16 protein-coding genes, 2 pseudogenes and 1 riboswitch are annotated in these 23,937 nt (G+C 73.7%); of the genes and pseudogenes, 5 read left to right on the top strand and 13 right to left on the bottom strand.

Annotated features, from left to right (window positions below; translation table 11 throughout):
* Positions 1-125 precede the first annotated feature (125 nt).
* From V2J63_RS06295 to V2J63_RS06285, 3 genes are all read left to right on the top strand, one after another.
* On the top strand, positions 126-3,857 hold the full coding sequence (locus V2J63_RS06295) for a glycoside hydrolase family 3 N-terminal domain-containing protein (protein ID WP_331230163.1): 3,732 nt from the start codon (positions 126-128) through the stop codon (positions 3,855-3,857).
* 258 nt (positions 3,858-4,115) lie between these two features.
* Entirely contained in the window at positions 4,116-5,747 is a 1,632-nt protein-coding gene (gene groL / locus V2J63_RS06290; protein ID WP_331230162.1) for a chaperonin GroEL, read from the top strand.
* Positions 5,748-5,863: 116 nt separating this feature from the next.
* Positions 5,864-6,592, top strand: a complete 729-nt coding sequence (locus V2J63_RS06285; RefSeq protein ID WP_331230161.1) for an MgtC/SapB family protein — start codon at positions 5,864-5,866, stop codon at positions 6,590-6,592.
* A 98-nt stretch (positions 6,593-6,690) separates the two neighbouring features.
* Here V2J63_RS06285 and V2J63_RS06280 read toward each other — a convergent pair whose 3' ends face one another.
* The 5 genes from V2J63_RS06280 to V2J63_RS06260 form a co-directional block, all read right to left on the bottom strand.
* Positions 6,691-8,691, bottom strand: coding sequence for a glycoside hydrolase family 3 protein (locus V2J63_RS06280; protein WP_331230160.1), 2,001 nt, complete (start codon positions 8,689-8,691; stop codon positions 6,691-6,693).
* Positions 8,692-8,879: 188 nt separating this feature from the next.
* A complete protein-coding gene (locus V2J63_RS06275) occupies positions 8,880-9,707 on the bottom strand; it encodes an energy-coupling factor transporter transmembrane component T family protein (RefSeq protein ID WP_331230159.1) in 828 nt (275 codons plus the stop codon).
* The gene (locus V2J63_RS06270) at positions 9,704-11,392 is read right to left on the bottom strand and encodes an ABC transporter ATP-binding protein (protein WP_331230158.1); all 1,689 of its coding nucleotides are present in this window, start codon (positions 11,390-11,392) and stop codon (positions 9,704-9,706) included. The genes V2J63_RS06275 and V2J63_RS06270 overlap by 4 nt, the downstream gene beginning before the upstream one ends.
* Positions 11,389-12,009 (bottom strand): ECF transporter S component, encoded by a 621-nt coding sequence (locus tag V2J63_RS06265; protein WP_331230157.1) that lies wholly within the window; start codon positions 12,007-12,009, stop codon positions 11,389-11,391. The genes V2J63_RS06270 and V2J63_RS06265 overlap by 4 nt, the downstream gene beginning before the upstream one ends.
* Positions 12,006-12,668 (bottom strand): YkoF family thiamine/hydroxymethylpyrimidine-binding protein, encoded by a 663-nt coding sequence (locus tag V2J63_RS06260; protein WP_331230156.1) that lies wholly within the window; start codon positions 12,666-12,668, stop codon positions 12,006-12,008. Before V2J63_RS06260 ends, V2J63_RS06265 begins: the two co-directional genes overlap by 4 nt.
* 89 nt (positions 12,669-12,757) lie before the next feature.
* Positions 12,758-12,876, bottom strand: a riboswitch (TPP riboswitch).
* Positions 12,877-12,926: 50 nt separating this feature from the next.
* Here V2J63_RS06260 and V2J63_RS06255 point away from each other — a divergent pair.
* Positions 12,927-13,826, top strand: a complete 900-nt coding sequence (locus tag V2J63_RS06255) for a DUF4031 domain-containing protein (RefSeq protein WP_331230155.1) — start codon at positions 12,927-12,929, stop codon at positions 13,824-13,826.
* A 10-nt stretch (positions 13,827-13,836) separates the two neighbouring features.
* On the opposite strand, the gene V2J63_RS06250 is transcribed toward V2J63_RS06255, so the two are convergent.
* The 7 genes from V2J63_RS06250 to V2J63_RS06220 form a co-directional block, all read right to left on the bottom strand.
* Positions 13,837-14,568 carry a class I SAM-dependent methyltransferase gene (locus tag V2J63_RS06250; RefSeq protein WP_331230154.1) on the bottom strand — a complete coding sequence of 244 codons (732 nt, stop codon included), beginning with the start codon at positions 14,566-14,568 and terminating at the stop codon, positions 13,837-13,839.
* 110 nt (positions 14,569-14,678) lie between these two features.
* Positions 14,679-14,969: a WXG100 family type VII secretion target gene (locus V2J63_RS06245; RefSeq protein ID WP_331230153.1), complete on the bottom strand. Its 291-nt coding sequence runs from the start codon at positions 14,967-14,969 to the stop codon at positions 14,679-14,681.
* A gap of 52 nt (positions 14,970-15,021) precedes the next feature.
* Positions 15,022-16,662, bottom strand: coding sequence for an HD domain-containing protein (locus V2J63_RS06240; RefSeq protein ID WP_331230152.1), 1,641 nt, complete (start codon positions 16,660-16,662; stop codon positions 15,022-15,024).
* 54 nt (positions 16,663-16,716) lie between these two features.
* A complete protein-coding gene (locus V2J63_RS06235; RefSeq protein WP_331230151.1) occupies positions 16,717-18,210 on the bottom strand; it encodes a sensor histidine kinase in 1,494 nt (497 codons plus the stop codon).
* A 1-nt stretch (position 18,211) separates the two neighbouring features.
* Complete coding sequence (locus V2J63_RS06230; RefSeq protein WP_331230150.1) at positions 18,212-18,931, bottom strand: response regulator transcription factor; 720 nt, start codon at positions 18,929-18,931, stop codon at positions 18,212-18,214.
* A 295-nt stretch (positions 18,932-19,226) separates the two neighbouring features.
* On the bottom strand, positions 19,227-20,804 hold the full coding sequence (locus tag V2J63_RS06225; protein ID WP_331230149.1) for an amidohydrolase: 1,578 nt from the start codon (positions 20,802-20,804) through the stop codon (positions 19,227-19,229).
* A gap of 6 nt (positions 20,805-20,810) precedes the next feature.
* On the bottom strand, positions 20,811-21,383 hold the full coding sequence (locus V2J63_RS06220; RefSeq protein WP_331230148.1) for an NYN domain-containing protein: 573 nt from the start codon (positions 21,381-21,383) through the stop codon (positions 20,811-20,813).
* Between the two features lie 463 nt (positions 21,384-21,846).
* Between V2J63_RS06220 and V2J63_RS15845 the strand changes: the two are divergent.
* Positions 21,847-23,541 (top strand): annotated as a pseudogene (locus V2J63_RS15845) (choice-of-anchor G family protein); the annotation flags it as partial.
* Between the two features lie 180 nt (positions 23,542-23,721).
* On the opposite strand, the pseudogene V2J63_RS15760 reads toward V2J63_RS15845, so the two are convergent.
* Positions 23,722-23,937 (bottom strand): annotated as a pseudogene (locus tag V2J63_RS15760) (hypothetical protein); the annotation flags it as partial.

Here is a 23,937-nt window from a genome sequence, read left to right as displayed (position 1 = left end):
CTCAAAGGTCCACAGCGTCGTGGGTGCCTCGGGCCAGTGGCCGGTACGACCGGCCGCTGGCCCGTTCCATCCCGGGCTGGCCGCGCCGCGGCCGGCCGGCGGCGCGCGCCCGTCGGAGGTTCCCCGTGTCTCGCGCCACCACCCCCGCCCGCACCGCGGTCATCGCTCTCGCCGCCGTGCTGGCGCTCCTCGCTTCGATGGTGGCCGGGCTCGTCGTCGCGCCGGCCGGTGCGGCCGTCGACGAGGAGGGGGTCGCGGTCATCGAGGACTTCGAGGGCGCGGACCCCGTCACCGTGAACGGTCCCGTGGGGATCTACCCGTGGAACTACGAGGGCGAGAGCCCGGAGCTGAGCGTCGCCGAGCTCGCCGGCGGCAACCACGTCCTGCGCGGGGACTACACCGCCGTCGGCGGCCGCGGCTTCATCCACGACCTCGAGCAGCCGGACGACTGGTCCGCGTTCGCGGGCATCCGCTTCCGCTGGGACAGCGCGGGTGCGGGGAGCTCCCCGACGGCTCCCCCGGCCTTCGCCATCGAGCTCCGCCTCGGCGGGGACAGCGGTGCCAACGCGGGACTGTGGACGACGACGGTCACCCCGCCTTCCGGCGGTGGGCTCCAGCCGGTCAGCATCCCGTTCTCCAGCTTCGTCTGGCGCGGGGACTACCAGCCGCCCGGCGCCGTGCAGACGGAGGAGCCACCGCTCGACCACGCGTGGGGGTACGCGATCACGCTGCCGGTCGGGGCGTCCGGCTCGTTCTACATGGACGACGTCGAGCTCTACGGCGCCGCCCAGGTGGGCACCGGCGTCGACGTGAGCGCGACGCCCGTCGTCGCCGTCGACGGGGGCGAGGTGGCCGACGTCGTCCTCACGGTGACGACGCCCGACGGCGAGCCCCTCGCCGACGACGTGACGCTCACCTACTCCACGGGTGGCGGCACGGCCGTCGCCGGGACGCACTACGAGGCGGTGACGGAGGAGGTGGTGACGTTCGCGGCGGGCACGGCCTCCGGAGCGACGCGGACCGTCTCGGTGACGACGCTCGCGCCGGCCGCGGAGGAGGACGTCGCCCGGACCATCGCGGGCACCCTCGAGGTCGACGGTGCGGAGCTCGAGGGCGATGCCCCCGTCGTCGTCGTCAACGCCTACGGGATGGCCTATCTCGACGCGGCCCTGTCCGCGCAGGAGCGCGCGGCGGACCTGCTCGCGCGGATGGACCTCGCCGAGAAGGTCGGGCAGATGGCGCAGGGCGAGCGGGCCTCGCTCGCCGGCGACCCCGCGCAGGTGGCCGAGCTCCGGCTCGGCTCGATCCTCTCGGGCGGCGGGTCGACGCCGACGCCGAACACGCCCGAGGCGTGGGCGGACATGGTCGACGGCTTCCAGCTGTGGACACGGCTGACGCCGCACCAGATCCCGCTCATCTACGGCGTCGACGCCGTCCACGGGCACAACAACCTGCCCCAGGCGACGATCTTCCCGCACAACATCGGCCTCGGTGCGAGCCGCGACCCCGTGCTCGCACGGCTGGCCGCCGAGGTGACGGCCACGGAGACCCGGGCCACCGGCGTGCCGTGGACGTTCGCCCCGTGCCTGTGCGTCACCCGCGACGAGCGGTGGGGCCGCAGCTACGAGTCCTTCGGCGAGGACCCGGGCCTCGTGTCTGCGTTCACGACCGTCGTCGAGGGGCTCCAGGGCACGGACGAGGACATGTCCGCACCCGACGAGGTCCTCGCGACGATCAAGCACTGGGTGGGTGACGGCGGCACGAGCTACGTCGACACCCCCGGCGACGCCTACAAGATCGACCAGGGCGTCACCGAGGTCACCGAGGACGAGCTGCGGGAGGTCCACATCGCCCCGTACGTCCCGGCGATCGCGCGCGGCGCCGGCTCCCTCATGCCCTCCTACTCGAGCGTCGACCTCACCGACGACGACGAGGGCCCGGTCAAGATGCACGGCCACGACTACCTCAACAACGAGGTGCTGCGCGGTGAGCTGGGCTTCGACGGCTTCACGATCTCGGACTACAACGGCATCGACCAGCTCCCCGGCTCCTACCCGGAGCAGGTGCGCGCCGCCGTCAACGCGAGCGTCGACATGGCGATGGAGCCCGCCGACTTCGCGGCATTCATCACCACGCTCACGGACGAGGTCGGCTCCGGCGGGGTGACGCAGGCCCGGGTCGACGAGGCCGTCACGCGGATCCTCGTCGCGAAGTTCCGGCTCGGGCTCTTCGACGAGCCGTGGGCGGACCGGACGAACGTCGACGCCGTCGGCTCGGCCGGGCACCGCGCCGTAGCCCGGGAGGCCGCGGCGGCCTCGCAGGTGCTCCTCGCGAACGAGGACGGCCTGCTCCCGCTCGACCCGGCGGCCTCGCTCTACGTCGCCGGCAGCAACGCCGACGACGTCGGCAACCAGTCCGGCGGCTGGACGGTCTCGTGGCAGGGCATGTCCGGCGACGTCCTCGCGGGCGCCACGTCCATCTTCGAGGGCATCCGGGAGGTCGCGCCGGACGCCGCCGTGACGTTCAGCGAGGACGCCACGGCGCCCATGGCCGGCCACGACGTCGGCCTCGTCGTCGTCGGGGAGACCCCGTACGCCGAGGGGCAGGGCGACGTCGGCGTCGGCGGCCACGACCTCGAGCTGAGCGCCGGGGACCGCGCGGCGGTCGACGCGGTGTGCGCGGCCATGGACTGCGTCGTGCTCGTCGTCTCCGGGCGGCCGCAGGTCGTCACCGACCTCGTGGGCGTCGACGCCCTCGTCGCCTCGTGGCTGCCGGGCTCGGAGGGGGCCGGTGTCGCCGACGTGCTCTTCGGTGCCCGGCCGTTCACCGGCCGGCTGCCGGTGAGCTGGCCCGCCGCCGCGGCAGACGTGCCGGTCAACGTCGGTGACGAGGACTACGTGCCGCTGTACGGGTTCGGCTGGGGGCTGCGGACCGACGCGGCGCAGGACCGGCTGGTCGACCTGCTCGACCGGGTGCCGGCGGGCCACCCCCCGCGCGCGGCCCTCGAGGTGCTCGCCGAGTCCCCGGTGTGGTCCGAGGAGGGGCGGGTCGACGAGCCGGAGCGCGCGCTCGACCTGCTGCTCACCGCGGCGCAGTACCTGGCCGTGGCGCCGCAGGACACCACCGCCGGCGCCGACGTCGACCGGGCGATCGCCGACGTCGTCGTCTCCCTCGCCCGCGACCTCGCCCAGGCGGCGATGGTGGCCGACGACGACGTCCCGGAGGATGCCGTCGCGGTCGCGGCGGACGCCGAGCACGAGCTCCACGCAGGCGACCCGGAGGCGGCGGTCGTCCTGCTGGCGAGCATCCTCGGGCTGAGCCCGACGGCGCTCGAGCTGCCAGGTGCACCGACCGACGTCGTCGCCGTGGCGGGGGACGGCCGGGCGACGACCACGTGGAGCGCCCCGGGGGACGACGGCGGGTCGGCGCTCGTGGGCTACCTCGTCACCGCGTGGGTCGACGGCGTCGCGCAGAGCTCGACAGGCGCCGACGGGGCCGCGACGGAGGCGACGGTGACCGGCCTGCGGAACGGGACGACGTACACGTTCACCGTCGCGGCGGTCAACGCGCTGGGGGTGGGGGCGGACTCCGCGCCGTCGAACGCGGTGACGCCGCAGGGCGCCACGCCGACGCCGACGGACCCGACGCCGACGGACCCGACGCCGACGCCGACGGACCCGGGAACGACCCCGCCGGGTGGTACCCCGCCCGGCGGCACGCCGCCCGGGGGGACCCCGCCAGGTGACGGGGCCCTGCCAGACACGGGCGCCACGGTGACCGGGCTCGCCCTGCTCGCGACGGTGATGCTCGGAGCAGGTGCGCTCGCGCTGGTGCGGCGGCGCGCGCTCGCGGGCTGACAGCCAGCGGCGGTTGGGGGACGGGCGTCCTCCGGTCGCCTGCGCGCGTCGGCACGGCTCCCGCGGCGCACCCCGACCTTGCACTCGGCACCCGAGAGTGCCAAGATCGGGGTTAGCACTCTCGGCATGAGAGTGACAAGAACGACGAGCCAGGCAGTGAGGCTCGGGCACCGGCGGGATGTGACCGCGGGCTCGCCCGGGTCGTCCGTCGCGGGCACTGCCCTGGCCCACCACGCCACAAGCGGAGGTTCAACCCCAATGGCAAAGCAGATTGCCTTTGACGAGGAGGCCCGTCGCGGTATGGAGCGAGGGCTCAACATCCTCGCCGACACCGTCAAGGTCACCCTCGGCCCCAAGGGCCGCAACGTCGTCCTCGAGAAGAAGTGGGGCGCTCCCACGATCACCAACGACGGCGTCTCCATCGCCAAGGAGATCGACCTCGAGGAGCCCTACGAGAAGATCGGCGCCGAGCTCGTCAAGGAGGTCGCCAAGAAGACCGACGACGTCGCGGGCGACGGCACCACCACGGCCACCGTCCTGGCCCAGGCGCTCGTGCGCGAGGGCCTGCGCAACGTCGCCGCCGGCGCCAACCCGATCGCGCTCCGTCGCGGTATCGACAAGGCCGTCGCGGCCATCACCGAGCAGCTCCTCGCCTCGGCCATCGACATCGAGACGCGCGAGCAGATCGCGGCCACCGCCTCGATCTCCGCCGGCGACCCGGCGATCGGCGAGATGATCGCCGAGGCCATGGACAAGGTCAAGGCCGAGGGCGTCATCACCGTCGAGGAGTCGCAGACCTTCGGCCTCGAGCTCGAGCTCACCGAGGGCATGCGTTTCGACAAGGGCTACATCTCGCCCTACTTCGTCACGGACCCCGAGCGCCAGGAGGCCGTCCTCGAGGACGCCTACGTCCTGCTCGTCGAGTCCAAGATCTCGAACGTCAAGGACCTGCTCCCCCTCCTGGAGAAGGTCATCCAGGCCGGCAAGCCGCTCGTCATCATCTCCGAGGACGTCGAGGGCGAGGCGCTCGCCACCCTCGTCGTCAACAAGATCCGCGGCACGTTCAAGTCCGTCGCCGTCAAGGCCCCGGGCTTCGGCGACCGCCGCAAGGCGATGCTGCAGGACATGGCCATCCTCACCGGTGGTCAGGTCATCTCCGAGACCGTCGGCCTCAAGCTCGAGACCGCTGACCTGGAGCTCCTCGGCCAGGCCCGCAAGGTCGTCGTGACGAAGGACGAGACGACGATCGTCGAGGGCGCCGGCGAGGCGGACCAGATCGCGGCCCGCGTCTCGCAGATCCGCGCCGAGATCGAGAACTCCGACTCGGACTACGACCGCGAGAAGCTCCAGGAGCGCCTCGCCAAGCTGGCCGGTGGCGTCGCCGTCATCAAGGCCGGCGCGGCCACCGAGGTCGAGCTCAAGGAGCGCAAGCACCGCATCGAGGACGCCGTCCGCAACGCCAAGGCCGCTCAGGAGGAGGGGATCGTCGCCGGTGGTGGCGTCGCCCTCATCCAGGCCGCCAAGGACGTCTTCGAGACCCTCGAGCTCGAGGGCGACGAGGCGACGGGCGCGAACATCGTCCGCGTCGCGGTCGACGCACCGCTCAAGCAGATCGCCGTCAACGCGGGGCTCGAGGGCGGCGTCGTCGCCGAGCGCGTCCGCAACCTGCCCACGGGTCACGGCCTCAACGCCGCGACCGGTGAGTACGAGGACCTCCTCAAGGCGGGCATCAACGACCCGGTCAAGGTGACGCGCTCCGCGCTGCAGAACGCGGCGTCGATCGCGGGCCTGTTCCTCACCACCGAGGCCATCGTGGCCGACAAGCCGGAGAAGAACCACGCTCCGGCCGGCGGCGGCGGCGGCGACGACATGGGCGGCATGGGCTTCTGACCCAGCCTCACCCGCACGTCTGATCGGACCGAAGGGCGGTACCCCACCAGGGGTGCCGCCCTTCGGCGTCCCAGGTGCCGCCGGCCGGATCGCGGCGGCGGCCACGCAGCGGGACGATGATCACCGTGTGGGACCTGACGAGCGAGACGACGACGAGCCTGCAGCTGCTCGCGCTCGCCTTCCTGCTCTCCGGGGTCATCGGCGCCGAGCGGGAGTTCCAGCAGAAGGCGGCCGGCCTGCGCACCCACATCCTCGTGGGCACGGGTTCCGCGACGTTCACGCTCGTCTCCGTGTACGGCTTCACGGCCATGGCCGCCGACGGCACCCCGCACGACCCCGGCCGGATCGCGGCGCAGGTCGTCACCGGCGTGGGGTTCCTCGGCGCCGGCGTCATCTTCACCCGCAGCAACGTCGTGCGCGGCCTGACGACGGCGGCGACCATCTGGGTCGTGGCAGCCGTCGGCATGGCCGCCGGAGCCGGGCTCCCCGTCCTCGCGATCGCGGCGACCGCCCTTCATCTCGTCGCGGCCCTCGTCCTCGCCCCGATCGCTCGGCACATGCCGACGGTGGACCGCGACCGCGTCCTCGAGCTGCGCTACACGGACGGACACGGCGTGCTGCGCACGATCCTCGAGACCGCGACGGAGCAGGGGTTCACCGCCGCGATCCTGTCCTCGACGGTCGGCGACGACGACGTCACCGGTGCCGACGGCGGCGCCGGGCGCGTGGTCCACCTGCGCGCGAGCTTCACCGGCAAGCCGCCGCAGCACGACCTCATCCGCGCGCTCGCCGGCCTCGACGGCGTCCTCCACGTCGAGGGCCGCCACGACGACGACCGCGACTGACGGCGCCGACTGACGACTCGGACTGACGACCTGGATGCCTGGACGAGGAGACCCCCGGTAGCGGAAGGGCTCCGGGGGTCTCCTCGATCGCGCGAGTGCTAGGGCTGGTGCTGCGCCCGCGTCCTCCGTGCCATGAGGGCGAGGCCCGCACCCAGCAGGACGAGGGCACCGAGGGCGCCCGCGGCGACGGGCGCGCCGGTGGCCGGCAGCTCGCCCCCGGGCGCGGGGTGGCCCGGGGCCGGCGGGGTGGTCGCGCCGTCGTCGTCCGCGGGAGGCGTGGTGCCTCCCGGAGCGGGCTCGGTCGGCGTCGGGCTCGGCTCCTCGCCGGTGGGCTCCTCCGTGGGCTCCGGGTCCGGCGGGTAGCTGAGCCCGGCGCCGTAGGCGTAGACGTCACCGACCGTGACCGGCAGGCGGCCACCCGGCGCGGCGTCGCCGACGAGGACGTTGGCGAGCCCCTCGAGGACCGGGGTGGAGGAGACGGCGTTGACGTTGAGCGCGTACGTGGCCACGGCGGCGTCGGCACCCGCCGCCCCGGCGAGGTCGTACGGGATGCCGAGCGAGACGACGACGACCGGCTTGCCGGTCGCGAGAAGCCCGTCGACGAGCGCCTGCTGCTCGGTGGGCATCGTCGAGAACGTGTAGGTCGTCGCGATGACGACGTCGGCGTCGGCGGCGGCCTCGACGGCCGCGGCGATCTCCGTGGCCTCCGGGCGGCGCGGCGTCTGCGTGGACGTGGCGTCGACCCCGCGCTCGGCGAGGTCCGTCGCAAGGACGTCGGCGCGCTCGGGACCCGCGACGTGGACGCTGGTGCCCGCGTCGAGCGGCAGGACGTCGCCGTCGTTCTTGAGGAGGGTGATGCTGTCCTCGCCGATGCGTGTGGCCTCGGCGACGAAGTCGTCGCTGCCGACGATCTCGTCGGCAGCGACCGGGTCGACCGTGGCGTCGTCGAAGAGCCCGTAGTCGCACTTCGTCTCGAGGATCCGCAGCACGGACTCGTCGATGCGCTCCTCGGTGACGTCACCGGCGAGGACCGCGTCGTGCAGGGCCTGTGCGGCTTCCTCGGCGGTGTTGCCCGAGAGCAGGACGTCCGCCCCGGCCTGCACCGCCATGACGCCGGCTTCGCCCGTGCCCCACCGGTCGCTGATCGCTTGCATTCCCATGCCGTCGGTGATGACGAGGCCGTCGAAGCCCATCTCCTCGCGGAGCAGTCCCGTAAGGACGGCGGGGGACAGCGTCGCCGGCAGCTCGTCGTCGATGGCCTCGACGACGATGTGCGCCGTCATGATGGAGTCGGCGCCGGCGTCGATGGCCGCCTGGAACGGCTTGAGGTGGACGGTCTCGAGGGTCTCGCGGTCGAAGCCCACGGACGGGAGACCGAGGTGGGAGTCCGACTCGGTGTCGCCGTGCCCGGGGAAGTGCTTCGCCGAGGTCAGCACGTCCTGTGCCTGCTGCGCCGCGGTGTACGCGGCGACGTGCTCGGCGACGAGGTCGGCGTCCTCACCGAAGGAACGGACCCCGATGACGGGGTTCGCCGGGTTCGTGTTGACGTCGGCGACCGCCATGAAGTTCCAGTTGATCCCGATGGCCGCCGCCTCGGCGCCGGTGATCGCGCCGGCGAGCGCGCTGTCCTCGACCTCACGGGTCGCACCGAGACCCATGGGGTAGGCGAGCCCGGTGGCGTCGGGGACCTGCTGCTCGACCCCGTTCTCCATGTCGGCGCCGATGAGGAGCGGGACCCCGCCGTACTCGTCGGCCCACGCCTGCATCTGGTTCGTGTAGCGCGCGACGTTGGCGGCCGCTCCGCCGCGGTTCTGGATGATCCACGTGCCGAAGCCCCACTCCTCGAGCTGCGCGCGGACCTCCTCGCCCGGCATCGGCGCTTCGCCCTCGGAGCGTCCGGGCTGTGACATGACGAGCTGGCCGATCTTGTGCTTGAGGCTCATGCCCTCGAGGGTCGAGGCGGCTGTCGCCTCGCACGCGGGTGCTGGGGCGGCCAGGGGCGCGGCGCTCTGCGGGAGCGCCTGGGCGGGGCCCGCTACGCCGGCGCCCGCGACGAGCGCGGTAAGTGCGGTGGTGGTCAGGACTGATCGGGTTCTCACGCGGTCTCCTCGAGTCCTAGCCCGGGCAGGGAACAGGACGCGACATGTGGGCTAGACCACTGAGCCTCCCCTCCGAGCGAGGTCGGTGTCAACGGTCCGACGCCGGAGCCCGCGACCGGCGGGTGGTCGCGCCGCCGTCGTCCGCGAGGAGTGGTGCCTCCGGCGGCCCGGGCGACGGCGGGGCCCGGTCAGCCGAACACCCCGAGGGCCTCCCACCCGACGAGCCACCTGGCTCGCCAGGCCACGGTGATGACGATGCCGACAGCACCGAGGGTGACCACCGCGAACAGTGCGTCGCGGTGGTCGAGCGGGACGGGCCGGAAGACCGTGCGTCTACCGGCTCCGAGGCCTCGCGTCTCGAGCGCGATCGACATGCGTTCGCCACGCCGCAGGGTGGTGACGAGGGTCGTGAAGGCAGCTCTCCGCAGCGCGCGCACCGAGCGCGGCAGCCGCCGCGCCGTGCCGGCGTGGTGCGGCTCGCGCGCCGCCTGGGCCAGGCGGATGGTCTGCCACTGCTCCGGCAGCTGCTCGAGCAGGCGGTAGCCGGCGAGGACGGCGTAGGTCAGCTGGGGACTCAGGCGCACGTGCTGGTGCAGGCTCGCCATGAGGCGCGCGCCGTCAGTGCTGAGGACGAACGCGACCGAGAGCGTGCCTATGAGGAGCGTCCGGGCGGCGAGGGAGGCCCCGACGCTCAGCCCTTGGGCGCTGAGGTCGAAGGGGCCGACCCACGCGACCGCCGTACCGGGCCGGGTCACGGCGTTGACCATGAACAGGCTCAGCGCGAAGAACGCGAACGGCAGCTGGGCCAGGGCGACCGTGCGCCAGGGCACCTTGCCCGCGTACCGCACAGCAGGCAGCGCGGCGACGTAGAGGACGGTTGGCGTCCAGGGGTCGAAGATCGCCATGAGCAACGCCGAGATCACGAGCAGCACACCGAACTTCACGCTGGGGTTGCGCCGGTGCAGGTAGGAGTCGACGGCCAGCGGCCGTCCGAACGCCGGGATGAGCTCGTTCACCGGACCGCCGCCCCCGGAGCCGCGGCGCGGAGCGCCGTGTCGAGCATGGTGAGCACGCCCCGCAGGTCGAGCCCCGAGCCGTGCCACGCCCGCAGCGACGGGGGCAGGCGGAGCCCGGCGCGGGAGAGCAGTGCCGTGTCGGACAGGACGAGCTCGGCCGGGCCGTGCGCCACGACGGCGCCGCCGTCCATGACGGCGACGTCGTCGGCTATGCCCGCGACGAGGCGCAGGTCGTGGCTGACGAGCACCACCCCGCGGCCCTCCGCCGCGAGGCCCCGCAGGGCGCTCGCGACGGCATGGGTCGTGGTTCGGTCCTGCCCGAAGGTGGGCTCGTCGGCGAGGAGGACGTCGTCGTCGAGCACCGCCATGGCCGCCAGTGACAGCCGGCGCTGCTGGCCGCCGGAGAGGCGGAAGGGGTCCCGGTCCGCCAGGCCACGGAGCTCGAACCGGTCGAGCACCTCGTCCACCGTGGAGAGTCCGCCGGCGCCCCCGCGGCCGTACCCGATCTCCTCGCGCACCGAGCGGGTGAGGAACTGGTGCTCGGGCTCCTGGAAGACCATGCCGATGCGCCCGCCGTCGAGCCGGCCGGTGACGGGCGCGAGCCCGGCCAGCCCCAGCAGCAGCGAGCTCTTCCCCGAGCCGTTGCGCCCGAGGACGGCGGTGATCCGCCCGCGCCGCACGGCGAGGTCCACCCCACCCACGACCGGGCGCCCCCCGCGACGCACACCGAGACCGACGGCACGCAGCACGACGTCACCGTCTGTCGTCGCGGGAGGCCGGAGGGGCACGCCACCGGTGCGGTCGGCGAGCTCCCGGACGGCCTCGCGTGCCACCTGCGCTCCGGCGCCGACGGGTCGCCGGAGCGCGGCCGACAGCTCCGCGCGCAGCGGTAGCCACGAGCCCTGCGCGGCGAGCCGGGCGCCGTCCGCGAGGAGCACCTCTTCCGTCGCACCGCGCGCCGCGACCGTCCCGTCAGCATCGAGGACGACGACGCGAGAGGGGAGCCAGGGGAGCTCGTCGAGCCGGTGCTCGATGAGCACCGAGGAGCGGGCGCCCTCGTCATCGCGGGTCTGGCCCGCCGCGAACGCCCGGCCGACCTGCTCGACCCCGACCGGGTCGAGGAGGGCCGTCGGCTCGTCCAGCAGGAGCACCCGCGGATCCGCCACGAGGGCGGCAGCGAGGGCGACGCGCTGGCCCTCGCCGCCGGAGAGCTCGCTCGTCCGGCGGTCGACGAGGTGCGCCGCGCCCACCGTCTGCAGCGCCCGGGCGACCCGAGCTCCGATCTCGTCGCGGTCCACGCCGCGGTTCTCGCACGCGAACGCGACCTCGTCGAGGACGGTCGGCAGGCACAGCTGGTCGGCGGGGTTCTGCGTCAGCGTCGCCACCTGGCCGGCGAGGACCGCCACAGGCGTATCGCGCGGGTCCAGGCCGGAGACGCTCAGCTCGCCGGTGACCTCGGCGTCGACGGTCTGGGGGACGATGCCGGCCAGCACGCGCAGGAGCGTGCTCTTGCCGGAGCCGGAGGCTCCCATGAGGAGCAGCTGCTCGCCCGGTGCGAGATCGAGGTCGACCTCGCGCAGCACCGCGTCCGCCGCGTGCGGGTAGCGCACGCCCAGCCCCCGCGCGCGGAGACCACCGGCGTACGCGCCCGTCGCGCCCCGGTCGCCGCCGGCGGGGCTCGTCATCGCGAGCCGGCCTGCGCTGCCCGCTGCGCCCGGCCGATGGCGTAGTTGTCGAGGACGCCGGTGCGAAGCAGCGCGTCACCGATGACCTTGGCGAGCAGCCCGCACAGGACGACCCCGCTCACCACCTGGAAGCCCACCCGGAGGGCGAAGTAGTCCTGCCCGAGCCAACCGAAGCGGACCATCCCCAGCACGAGGTTGAACGCGGCGGCGCTGATCCCGGACAGGACGAAGACGGTCCAGCCGTAGCGGCGGTAGCGGGTGAGGGCGAACGGCAGCTCCGCGCCGGCACCCTGGACGAGCCCGACGAGGAGCAGCATCGGCCCGACCGGTGAGGCGAGGAAGACGACCTCGACGACGGAGGCGATGATCTCCACGACGATGCCGACACCGGGCTTGCGCACGATGTACAGCGCGAGCGGTGCGACCACCATCCAGCCACCGATGAGGACGTTCTGAGCGAGGTCACCGAATGGGCCCATCGCCACCTGAAGCGGTCCCCACGCCTGGACGAGCAGCCAGTAGAGGAATCCGAACACGACGGAGAGGGCGGCGAGGAGGACGAGGTCGTGCAGGCTCAGGCCGCGCCTTCCCGGACGACCGTCGGCCCGCGCGCTCATCGCGCACCTGCCGTGGTGCTCGGGGAGTTGAGGGAGATCGTGGCGTGGCTCGTCACGTGGCGGACGACCCGGCCGGCGGCCAGCCATCCGTCGCCGACGGTGGTGAGGACGTCGGCGAGGTCCCCGTCGAGCCGCGTGGCGAAGTGCTCGGCGCGGGTGAACGTCCCCAGCTCCTTGGCGCGCTCGATGACCGCGTAGATGGCGGCCATGTGGTCACCGCGGCCGGTGGTGGCGTCGCCGTCGTCGAGCGGGTAGAGCGACCAGTGGGCGGCAGCGCGCAGCCCCGTGGGAGCGAGGGCGGGCACGCCCGCCGGTGCGTAGGGGTCACCGTCTCGGAGCTCGCACGTCACCTCGCCGGGGCACCCGCGGGAGAGGAGGACGTGGGCCACGGTGTGCACGCCGGTGCTCGCCGCGGCGGCGATAACGGCGCGCAGGTAGGTGAGCACGTCGATCTCGGAGCCCTGGACGAAGGTGGAGACGTCGTCGGTGGTGACCTCGAGGGCGGAGGCGTCACCGGCGGCGAGGGCGTCGAGGATGACCGGGACGAAGTCCGTGGTCATCGGGTGGAGCGAGAAGCGGGCGCCGACGCCGTAGGAGCGCGGGTCGGGTGGCGCGGGGCTCGCCGTGGCGGTCTGCTGCGGCTGGATGGTCTCGGGCATGGCAGGGTCCTCTCTGTGCCGGACCCCGGTGAGCGCACGACGCCGTCTCGTACGTCCCGCATCGCGCGCGGGTGCACGGATGCGGGGGTACGGCGACAGATGCCCTACTCCCTACGCTGGTACTAACCAGTTCAGGTTCCTCGGGTCTGCGGGTAGGACGGGTGTCCATCCGCACTCTCAGCGCCAGTGCGCTCCCCGGGGGCTGTCGTGAGCAAGCCTAGCCTCCTCGGTGGGCGAGCGGGGCCCTAGGCTCGTCGGGTGGCCATCCTCATCGACGAGCCCCGGTGGCCGGCGCACGGCACCCTGTGGGCGCACCTCGTCTCCGACGCGAGCGAGGCCGAGCTCCACGCGTTCGCCCGAGCAGCCGGCCTGCCGCCGCGGTCCTTCGACCTCGACCACTACGACGTGCCGGCCGCACGCCACGCCGACCTCGTCGCTGCCGGTGCGGAGCGCGTCTCCGCCCGCGAGCTCATCACCCGGCTGCGCGCGAGCGGCCTGCGCGTGCCGGCCGTCGACCGGCACGGCAGGCGGGTGGCGCTCCTGCGCCAGCGGTGGGACGGCGTCATGCCCGGTGCCGCGGCCGTCGGTGCCGCGCTCCTCGAGCGGTGGCAGGAGCCGCACCGGACGTACCACTCGCTCGCGCACCTCCGGGCCGTCCTCGACCACCTCGACGCGCTGCGGTCCGACGGCACGCCGGTGAGCCGCGTCGTCGTCGTCGCCGCCTGGTTCCACGACGCCATCCACGGCGGTACGTCCCCGGCGGACGAGGAGGCCTCGGCGGCGCTGGCCGAGCGGCTCCTGCCCGGCACCGGCATGGACGTTGGTGAGGTCGGCGAGGTCGCCCGGCTCGTGCGGCTGACCGCGACGCACGACCCGGCATCCGGCGACGACGCGGGTGCCGCCCTGTGCGACGCCGACCTCGCCGTCCTCGGCGGCCCGCCGCAGAGCTACGCCCGGTACACCGCGGCCGTGCGGCGCGAGTACGCCGACGTCCCCGACGACGCCTTCCGCCGCGGCCGGGCCGCCGTGCTCAGGCAGATCCTCCGCATGCCGAGGATCTACCGCACCGCCGCCGGCCGGGCGCGCTGGGAGGCGCAGGCGCGGGCGAACATCGCCGCCGAGCTCGCGTCGCTGGGGGCGCCGCCCGCCCCGCCGTGACCCCTGCGGCTCAGCGTGCGCGAAGTACGTACTGGGCATCGATCCCGTCCTCCGAGTACACAGCGTCCTCGATGGCGAAGCCGCTGCGCTCGATCGTCGGCTCGAGCAACCAGGTGAAGGTGGAGTGCTCGTCGCGGACGTGCTCCTCGAGCTCTTCCCGGCTCCACTCACCCTCGACCTGCGTCCCTGCGGTGGCGCACCACGCGTCGATGCGCTCGGTCGCCTCTCCGGGTCCGAAGTTCCATACGACGTCCGACAGCCGCAGCAGCCCACCCGCGCGCAGCATCGCGCGGATCCTCGTGAGGGCGACGGCCTTCCAGAAGTCGGGGAGGTGGTGCAGCGCGTAACGGGAGTAGACGACGTCGGCTGGGGCGCCCGTGTGGCTGTAGGTGAGGAACCCGGCACGGACGACATCGACGTTGGTGAGCCGGGCCTCGTCGACGCGCGCCCGCAGGCGCGCGAGCATGACGGGCGAGATGTCGACGGCGACCACGCGGCCCCACGCGGCTGCGGCGGCGAGCGTGAACTGGCCCGTCCCCGCCCCGAGGTCGACGACGACCGACTCCGCCACCACTCCGAGGCGCTGGAGGAGTGTCACCTCGTCGGCGGCGCCGGCGTCCATCTTCGCGTCGTAGCGCGCTACGTGGGCAGGATCGAGGTTCTCCCGACCCGCGCTGGACAGTTCGTCGAAGACCCAACCGGGGGCCCCTGTGACCGGCTGCGCGGCCATCTCATGGCTCATGCCTGATCGTCGCAGGCGAACCGCCGGCCCGTCGACACGTGGGCCCCTCCTCGGTTCCCGCGCGTGCATCGGCGGTGGCTCGCGGTGCTCACGAGCCCGCACGAGCGTGCCTACCGGGCGAAGAGGCTGTGGGCGCTGGCCTCAGCGTCGGAGTAGGTCTGCGCCGCGGCGTCGAGCGCGACCGTGATCTGGCTCAGCGACGCCTCGACGAGCTGCTGCGTGCGCCGCCACTCCTCGACCACCGCGGTGAAGCTGCTCGCCGCACCACCCGTCCACGTCGACTGCAGATTGACGAGCTGCGCCATCATCGACGCCACCTCGGCATGGACAGCGGCTGCGCTCTGCCGGGCGAGTGCGGCGGCGCGGGCCACCTCCGCGCTGTCGACCTCGTAGCGGGTCATCGTGGGCTCCCTCCGTCGGTCCGCGCCGGGGCGGCGCGGTGATGGCCCGACGCTAGGAGCGCGGGAGCGTCGGCGGGGGACGGAAGAGCGAACCGGTGGAGTCGACGTCATCCGGGGCGGGTGTGCGGGACGCCGCGTCCTTCTCGCCCCGCCGGCCCCTCCAGCCCCGGCGCTCGGAGCCGCGGCGCGGCGGGCGCACAGGCTCGGGCTCCCGCTCGATGCCGTGGACCGGGCGCGCCGAGGTCTCGCCCACGGCGTCGTCCTCGGCGTAGCCGTCCGCGTCGTCCTCTGCCGCCGCGCTCGCGTCGTCCTCCGGCGCGCGGGCGTCGGTCGTGCCGGTGCCGGGCCCGTCCCCGCCGCTGTCGCCGCGGGCGCGTTGCGCGCGTTCGGTGGTGTCCGCGCGCTCCTCGCCGTCCGCCTGCGCCCCGGCGGCCGCGCGTCCGGCGCTGCCCCCCTGCGTGCCGGCCCCCCTGGCCACGGCACGCGCGGGCTCGACCGGTCGGCCGGGGGCGGGACGCGGCACGGACTCGTCGGCAGGCGCGTCCGCGGCGCTCGCGGCCTCGGCGGGTGTCGCCGCGCTCGGCGCGCTCGCACCGCTCGGCGGGACGAACTCCCCGGTCGACGCCGGGGCGAGCCGCCCGTCCGTGGTCTCCGGTGCGCTCGGGGCGCTGGGCGCGCTCGGCGTGCTCCCGGCGCTGCCCGCCGTCGGCGTCGCACGGGGGTGGACGACGATGGTCGGGCGCGTCCTGGAGGTGCCGTCCGGGGCGAACGAACGTGCTCCGGGGCGGGGGCCGCGGGAGTCGTCGTCCGCCGGCCGTGCGTCCTGCGCCCCCCGCCGCGGCTGGGACGAGGTCGTCTGCCCTGCCGGGCGGTCCGGCCGTGTCGCGGCGCGGACGGGGACGCAGCGCACCTGGGCCGCTGCGCCGTCGTCCGCTGCACGAGCCCCACTCCCGACCGCGCCCGCGTCAGCGGCACTGCCTGCGCCGCCGTCGGCGTCCCCCGCGCACAGCTTGGCCAGCTCGGCCTTGAGCCGCTGGAGCTCGGCGCTGAGGTTCTCGCGCGCCGGCTCCTCCCACATGGCGCCGAACGGGCTGCCGTACAACCGCCGCCGCGCGAGGAGCTTCGTGATGATCGCGACGCGCGCCTCGAGGTAGTCCCGCAGGGGCAGGTGCGCGTACTCGGCGCGCACGGCGGCCCGGTAGGCGGCGTAGCGCTGGGGCTCGACGGCGAGCGTGGCGAGGTCGGCGTCCGAGAGGGCGAGGCAGTCGGCGTCGGCCGGGTCCGCGTCGTGCCGCTTGAGGTTGCGGATGAGCGTGGCGACCCGGCCGGTCACCTTCTCGGGGATGCCCAGCGCGGCGAGCTCGTCGCGGGCGAGGGCGGCGCTGGCCTCCTCGTCCTCCCCACCGCGGCGCGCGTAGGCGATCGCTGCTGCCGAGTTGAAGACGGCACCGTGGTACCAGGCCGCGAGGCGGACGACGTCGGGGTGGTGCGTCTCCTCCGCGAGCTCGTCGACACGGGCGAGGACGTCGATGACGTGGCGGAGGTTGTGGAAGGTGCGCTCGGGCTCCTGCCACCGGCTGATGAGCCGGCGCGCGCAGTCCTCGAGCTCCTCCCGGTCCACGGTCGCCCCGACGGCGCGGGCGCTGCGGACGAACGCGGACAACAACCACTGAGGTGCGTCGGTGACGCCCATGTATCTCTGGTCCCCTGGTGCTCGAGGTCGTGCTGGCCCTCGATCGTAGACCCGCTACGGGGTGGGCTCCACGGGCGGCGCCGGCGGCAGCTCGAGGCGCACGGTGGTGCCCCCGCCGGGCGTGGCCAGCACCCGCACCGTGCCGCCGTGGGCGGCGACGACGGCCGCGACGATCGCGAGCCCGAGGCCGGAGCCGCCGGAGGCGCGGGTCCGCGAGTCGTCGAGGCGGTAGAACCGCTCGAAGACACGCTCGGCGTGCTCGGGCGCGATGCCGGGACCGTGGTCGCGGACCTCGAGGACGACGGCGGACCAGCCCTGCACCGGGTCGACGCGGGTGCCGAGCGCGAGCTCGACCGGGGTCCCGGCGGGCGTGTGCTGGACGACGTTGCCGAGAAGGTTGGCGAGGACCTGGCGCAGGGCGTCCTCGTCACCGAGGACGGTGACGGCCGGCGACGCCGGCTCCGACGGGTCGAGGGGGACGACGTGGGCCCGGCGGCTCGGGTCGCGGGCGTAGAGGTCGGCGGCGGCGTCCGCGGCGAGGACGCGCAGGTCCACGGGGAGACGCTCGGGCGGGCGGCCCTCGTCCATCCGGGCGAGCTGGAGCAGGTCCGCGACGAGCGTGCCCATGCGGGTGGCCTCGCCCTCGATGCGACGCATGGCGTTGGGCAGCTCCTCGGGCGGGATGGCGCCCATCCGGTACAGCTCGCCGTAGCCGCGCACCGTCGCGAGCGGGGTGCGCAGCTCGTGGCTGGCGTCGGAGACGAACCGGCGCATCCGCGCCTCGGAGGCGGCCTGGGCGGCGAAGGCCCGCTCGATGTGGGCGAGCATCGCGTTGAGCGACGTCGACAGGCGCCCGACCTCCGTGCTCGACGGCGACGGCGGCACCCGCCGGGACAGGTCCCCGGCCGCGATGGCGCCCGCCGTCGCCTCGATCTCCCGCAGGGGGCGCAGGGCGCGGCGTACGCCCACCCACGCCCCGAGCGACCCGAGCCCGATGATGAGGAGCCCGGAGACGAGGATGAAGCGGGTGATCCGGGCGACGGTCTCCTCGACGGAGGCGAGGGGGAGCGCGAGGGTGAGTGCGCCGAGCCGTTCGGTCTCCCACGGCACACGGGCGGGGACGGTCAGCGCTCGCCACGGCGAGCCGTGTGCGTCGCTGTCCACGGTGACCGGCTCGTTGTCGCTGGCGACGAGGGTGGAGAGGTCAGGCAGGGCGACCTGAGGGGTGCCGTACAGCTCGACGGTGCGCCGCGTGACGAGCGGGACCGGGCCGCGCGAGCTGGAGACGATGCGGACGTAGTAGTCGCTCGGGAACCCGATCTCCTCGGCCTCGGTGCCGCCGGCGAGCTGGTTGAGCGTCTGCCAGTTGAGCGTGCGGGCGGTGGCCTCGAGCTGGCTGTCGACCTGCTCGACGAGGCGCGAGCGCAGCACCGTCGCCGTCATCGTGCCCGCGAGCGCGAGCCCGACGGCGAGGAGGGCCGCGAGGAGCGCGACGATCCGGCCGCGCAGCGGGACGCTCCGCCACCGCGCGCGGAGCTTCTCGCGCACGTCAGCTCTCCGGCGGGAGCCGGAGCATGTACCCGACGCCGCGCCGGGTGTGGATGAGCGGGGCGGGGGAGTCGCCGTCGTTCGTCCCGCGGCCGTCGATCTTGCGCCGCAGGTAGGAGATGTAGGACTCGACGATGGCGCCGTCGCCGTCCCAGCCGTACTCCCACACGTGGTCGAGGATCTGTGCCTTCGACAGGACCCGTCCCGCGTTGATCATGAGGTAGCGCAGGAGCTTGAACTCGGTGGGGGAGACGTCGATGACGCGCCCGGCACGGCGGACCTCGTGCGAGTCCTCGTCGAGCTCGAGGTCGGCGTAGCGCAGGACGGCGTCCGAGGTGTCCTCGGGGTGCGTGCGCCGCAGGATGGCGCGGATGCGCGCGACGACCTCCTCGAGGCTGAACGGCTTCGTCACGTAGTCGTCCCCGCCGACGGTGAGGCCGGTGACCTTGTCAGCCATGTCGTCGCGGGCCGTGAGGAAGAGGACGGGCGTGTGCTGGCCCTTCTCCCGCAGACGGCGGGTCACGGTGAACCCGTCCATGTCCGGGAGCATGACGTCGAGGACGACGAGGTCCGGGGCGTGCTCGAGCGCCGCCCGGAGCGCGCCGTTGCCGTCCTCGGCGGTCTCGACCTCGAAGCCGGCGAAGCGCAGGCTCGTCGAGAGCAGCTCGCGGATGTTCGGCTCGTCGTCGACGACGAGGAGCCGTGCCTGTCCCTCGGTCATGGCACCAGTGTGCGCGCCGGGCCTGGACGTTTCCTGGACGCCTCGCCCCCTCTCGTGATCATGCAGAAGCGCAGCCCCCTCCTCCGGCCGCGCAGAACCCCACCTCCGGCAGCGCGGCCCCGCCTCCCGTAAGTGCGAAAGCTCCCTTCTGGTGATCATGCAGAAGTGCCCGGCACCTCTGCATGATCACGGGGGAGAGGGGGCGGCCCGGCACCTCCGCATGATCACGGGGGGAGAGGGGGCGGCCGGGCACTTCTGCATGGTCACGAGGGGGAGAGGGGGGTGTGGGCCGGCGTCAGAGGGTGCGGTGCGTGACCCGGCCGCCGACGACGGTCAGCGCGACCCGCATCGAGCGCAGGTGCGCGGCGGCCTCCGCGGTGCCCGCGGTCCGCGCGAGCGGGTCGTCGTCGAGGACGGCGAGGTCGCCCGGGTGGCCCACGGCCACCGTGCCCCAGCCGTCTGTGCTCGCGGCGAGGGCCTCCCCGGGCGTGAGGTGCTGCTCGTCGTGCCAGGGCGCGCGGTCGTCGGCGCTGCGGTGGACGGCCGCCGCCATCGCGAGCCACGGGTCGAGCGGCGCCACCGGGGCGTCGGAGCCGAACGCGAGCTGGGCACGCGCGGCGAGGAGGTCCCGCAGCGGGAACATGCGGTCGGTCCGGCCCGGCCAGCACGCCTCGGCGACGTCGCGGTCGTCGAGGAGGTGAGCGGGCTGGACGCTGGCGACGATGCCGAGCTCGGCGAAGCGGGCGATGTCCGCCCGGGCGAGGAGCTGGGCGTGCTCGATGCTGCCGTGCCCCCCGGTGGTGGCGAAGGCGTCGAGGGCGATCGTGTTCGCGCCGTCGCCGATGGCGTGGGCGGCGACGTGGAGCCCACCGGCCACGGCGCGGCGCAGCAGCTCGGTGAGCTCGGCCGGGGGCACGTTCTGCTGGCCGAACGCCTTGCCGCCGCCGGCCGGCTCGGTGCCCGAGGCGTGGTCCGGTGAGCCGTAGGGGTCGTGGCAGAACGCCGTGCGGGTGTTGAGGGACCCGTCGGTGATGACCTTGAGCGGCCCCATCGTCACGAGCCCGGCACCGCCGTCGATGAGGTCGCCGCTGCGCAGGCCGGCACGGAGCACCTCGTCGAGGTGGTCGGGGTAGACGCCGGCGCGCACGCGCAGCGCGTCGAGGCCCGCGGCCACCCGCTCGGGCCAGAGGCGGTGGTTGGGCGCCCACTCGACGTCGACGATGCCGACGACCCCGCGGCGGGCCGCGTCCGCCATGGCGCCGGCGTGGTCGGCGGTGCCGCGGGCAAGGGAGTCGAGGCGGGCGGTGACCTCGAACCACGCGTGCTCGGTGACGAGGCCCTCGCCGTGCGGCAGGCCGAGCGACTCCGCGGCCGCGGAGCTGAGCCAGCCGCAGTGGCAGTCGCCGGAGACGAGGATGACGGCGGCGCCGCCGGCCGCGGTGTCGAGCAGGGCCCGGGTGGGCAGGTCCGGCCACAGGGCGTCGCGGAAGCCGAAGCCCTGGACGACGGCGCCGGCCGCGGGCGGGCGGGCCGCCATGTGCGCGGCGACCATCGCCGCCGCCTCCCGGGCCGAGGCGGCGGCGGAGACGTCGAGGCGCGCACCGGCGCTCGCCCACTGGGTGGAGTGGAGGTGCTGGTCCCACAGGCCCGGCAGCACCCAACGGCCGTCGAGGTCGAGCTCCGGCTCGCCGGGGTGCCGCTCGAGGGTGGGCGCGAGCTCACGCACGGCGCCGTCGGCGATGCGGATGTCCACCGTGCCTCTCGGTGCGGGGGCAGCGGCCTCCGGCCCCCGGGCGCGCCAGGCGTACGCGCCGCCCAGGTGCTGGTGGACCGGTACGAGCCGCGCCTCGCGCAGCAACAAGGTCTCGCCCACGCCTGGCTACAGGTAGCGGGAGGGGTCGAAGCTCGTGAGCGGGATGATCCGCACGCGCGGCAGCACGCTCTGGAAGGCGTTGATGTCGTCCTCCAGGTCGTAGATCCGCAGGCCGCGGGACGTCAGCTCGGTGAGGTGGGAGTTGACGAACTCGCGGAAGCACAGGATGCCCACCCGGCGGCCGGCGTCGAGGAGCTGCTCCACCTGGGGGAGGAAGTCGCCGTCGTGGCTGACGAGGAGGACGTCGCCGTCGCGGTCCTCGATGGCCTCGAGGGTGCGCTGGATACCGATGTCGACGACCTTCTCGGTCGCACTCCCGGACAGCGGGATGGGCTGGAAGTCCATGGCGAGCAGCGCCTGGACGAAGCTCATCGGCATCTGGCCCGAGCTGGCGTTGAGGAAGAACAGGCCGCGGGCGGGCTGGTCCCACAACGTCTGGGCGAAGGAGAGGATGCGGTCCCAGCGCGGGCGCTCCTCGGGGGCTGGGCGCCGGCCGAGCACGCTCATGCCGAGGGTGGCGTCGATGTTCTCCCCGTCGATGAGGAGATAGGTGGTGCGCTGCGGCGCGTCTTCGGACATGGGGTCAGCGTAGAGCGTCCGCCGCCGCGATGGCCGCGGGTGAGCGTCGGTCACGCGCAGTTCATTCCCCGCTCGCTTCCGCCCTGGTCGCCCCGCCCGAATGAGCTCTCGAGAGAGGTTGCGCCAGCGATGCTTTCGATACGGGAAATAAATGTGGTAAGGGTTGGTTTGCCGAGGCCGCAAAGTACCCTATGGTCGGTGTGTCGTCGCGCTTATCGTGCGGTCGGCATATTTCTGCCGGGGGACCTTCGTGAGATGCCCGGGCGTGCTCCTCAGCCCGATGAGGTTCACGCGGGCCGGCGAGAGCACCACGTCCGGTGGGGTCCGATGATCACTACGACCTGGAGCCAACTGAATGAGACGTACAGGAAATGCACAGCGCGAAGCGCGCCGGAGCTGGAAGAAGCCGGTAGCGGCGACTGCGGTCACCGCCCTTGCCGCCGCCGGCCTCGCGTCCTCCGCGATGGCGGAGCCGACGGACGACAGCGAGGCGCGCGCGCAGCTCATCGCAGTCGACGGCCTCGGCCTCGACGTCCTCGATGCGATCCGCACCGAGTCCGGAAACCTGTCCAGCCCCGGGCCCAACCGGGCCGACATCGACGCCGAGGTCCTGGAGGGGCTCATCGGCCTCGAGATCGGTGCGCTCGACATCCCCCTCATCGCCGACGGCGACGGCGGACTGCTCGACCTCGGCGGCAGCGCGGCCGCCGGGCTCCTCAACGGCTACGCGGCCTCGCCCAGCGACACCTCCAGCATCGCCGCCTCCGGCCTCGTCACCGCCGACGGCGCGCTCGACTTCGACGCCGCTACCGACGGGACGGACTTCGCCCGGCTCGACCTCACGGCGGTGCTCGGCCAGCTCGACGTCGACGGCGTGACTGATGCCGTCGTCGACGACCTTTCGCTCGGGCTCGGCGCCTTCGCCTCGCGCGCGGCGACTGACCCGGCCGATTCCAGCTACATCCTCGCCGGCGCGGAGCTGCGGATCAGCAGCCCGCTCGTCGGTGCGCTCGTCGGTGACATCGACACCGCCGTCGACGTCGTCGACACGACCCTGGACGGGGTGCTTGGCCCCGAGGGCACGGTGCAGGGCGCGCTCGACCTGGTCGACCTGCCGGACGTCACGACGGGGCTCCTCGACATCAGCCTCGGCTCCCCGACGCTGGACGCTTCGGTGGACCTCGACGCGGTCACGGCGGGGCTCCTCGCGGAGCCGCTCGTCAGTGACGACGACCTCGTCACCATCGACCTGGCGTCCGGCGTCATCACTGTGGACCTGGCGCGGCTCCACGGGGGCGACCTCAACGGTCTCGGCCCGAACACGCAGCTGCTCACCGCCGCCGAGGTCACCCGGATCACCGACACGGTGTCGGAGCTCCTGGGCGAGGTCACCGGCATCGTCACCGACGCCGTCGACACGGCGATCGGGACGACATCGGTCTCGCTCACGCTCAGCCCGTCGCTCAGCGCCATCGGCGGGATCGTGGCCGGCGACATCGCCGTGGAGGTGGACGGCTCCCTCGCCGACTTCCTCGGCACGACCGAGACCGACCCGGTCATCAGCATCACCGGCTCGGTGCAGGTCGGGCTCATCACGATCCCGCTCAACGCCATCGGCGCCGTCGTGGAGCCGGTGGTCGAGGGGCTGCTCGAGACCGTCGGCACCCTGCTCGGACCGGTGCTCGCGCAGGGCGACGCTCTCGTGACGACCGCCGTCGGCGGCCTCCTCTCTGGAGTCCTCACGACGATCGACCCCCTGCTCGGCGCCCTCGACGAGGTTGTCACCATGACGATCAACGAGCAGCCCACCGAGGCCCCCATCGGTGGCAGCGGTGACCTCGGTGACGAGTCGTTCACCGTGCGCGCGCTGGCGATCGACCTGCTGCCCGACCTCGCCGGCGTCGGTGTCGAGCTCGCGAGCTCGACCGTTCGCGCCTCCGAGGTCGAGGCGACCGTCGTGGCGAGCCCCGACCCCGTCGAGGTCGGCGAGACCGTCACCGTCGACGGCGAGCTCTTCGTTCCCGGCGAGACGGTCACCATCGTCTACACCGACAGCTCCGGCGACGTCGTCGCCACCCAGGAGCAGGTCGTCGGCGAGGACGGGTCCTTCACGGACACGCTCATCATCCCCGCGGGCACGCCCACCGGCTCGCTCGTCATCACCGCCGACGACGGCACGCGTGACGCCACCGACTCCGTCACCGTGACGGACGTAGGCGCTGGCACGGACGTTGACGGCACTGACGTTGACGGCACTGACGTTGACGGCACTGACGTTGACGGCACCGACGTTGACGGCACCGACGTTGACGGCACCGACGTTGACGGCACCGACGTTGACGGCACCGACGTTGACGGCACCGACGTTGACGGGACCGACGTTGACGGGACCGACGTTGACGGGACCGACGTTGACGGGACCGACGTTGACGGGACCGACGTTGACGGGACCGACGTCGACGGGACCGACGTCGACGGGACCGACGTCGACGGGACCGACGTCGACGGGACCGACGTCGACGGGACCGACGTCGACGGGACCGACGTCGACGGG

The sequence above is a fragment of the Georgenia wangjunii genome (assembly GCF_036421975.1).
Classification (GTDB): domain Bacteria; phylum Actinomycetota; class Actinomycetes; order Actinomycetales; family Actinomycetaceae; genus Georgenia_A; species Georgenia_A wangjunii.
Note: the sequence above shows the minus strand (reverse complement) of the source record. Positions and strands in the feature narration are given on the sequence as shown.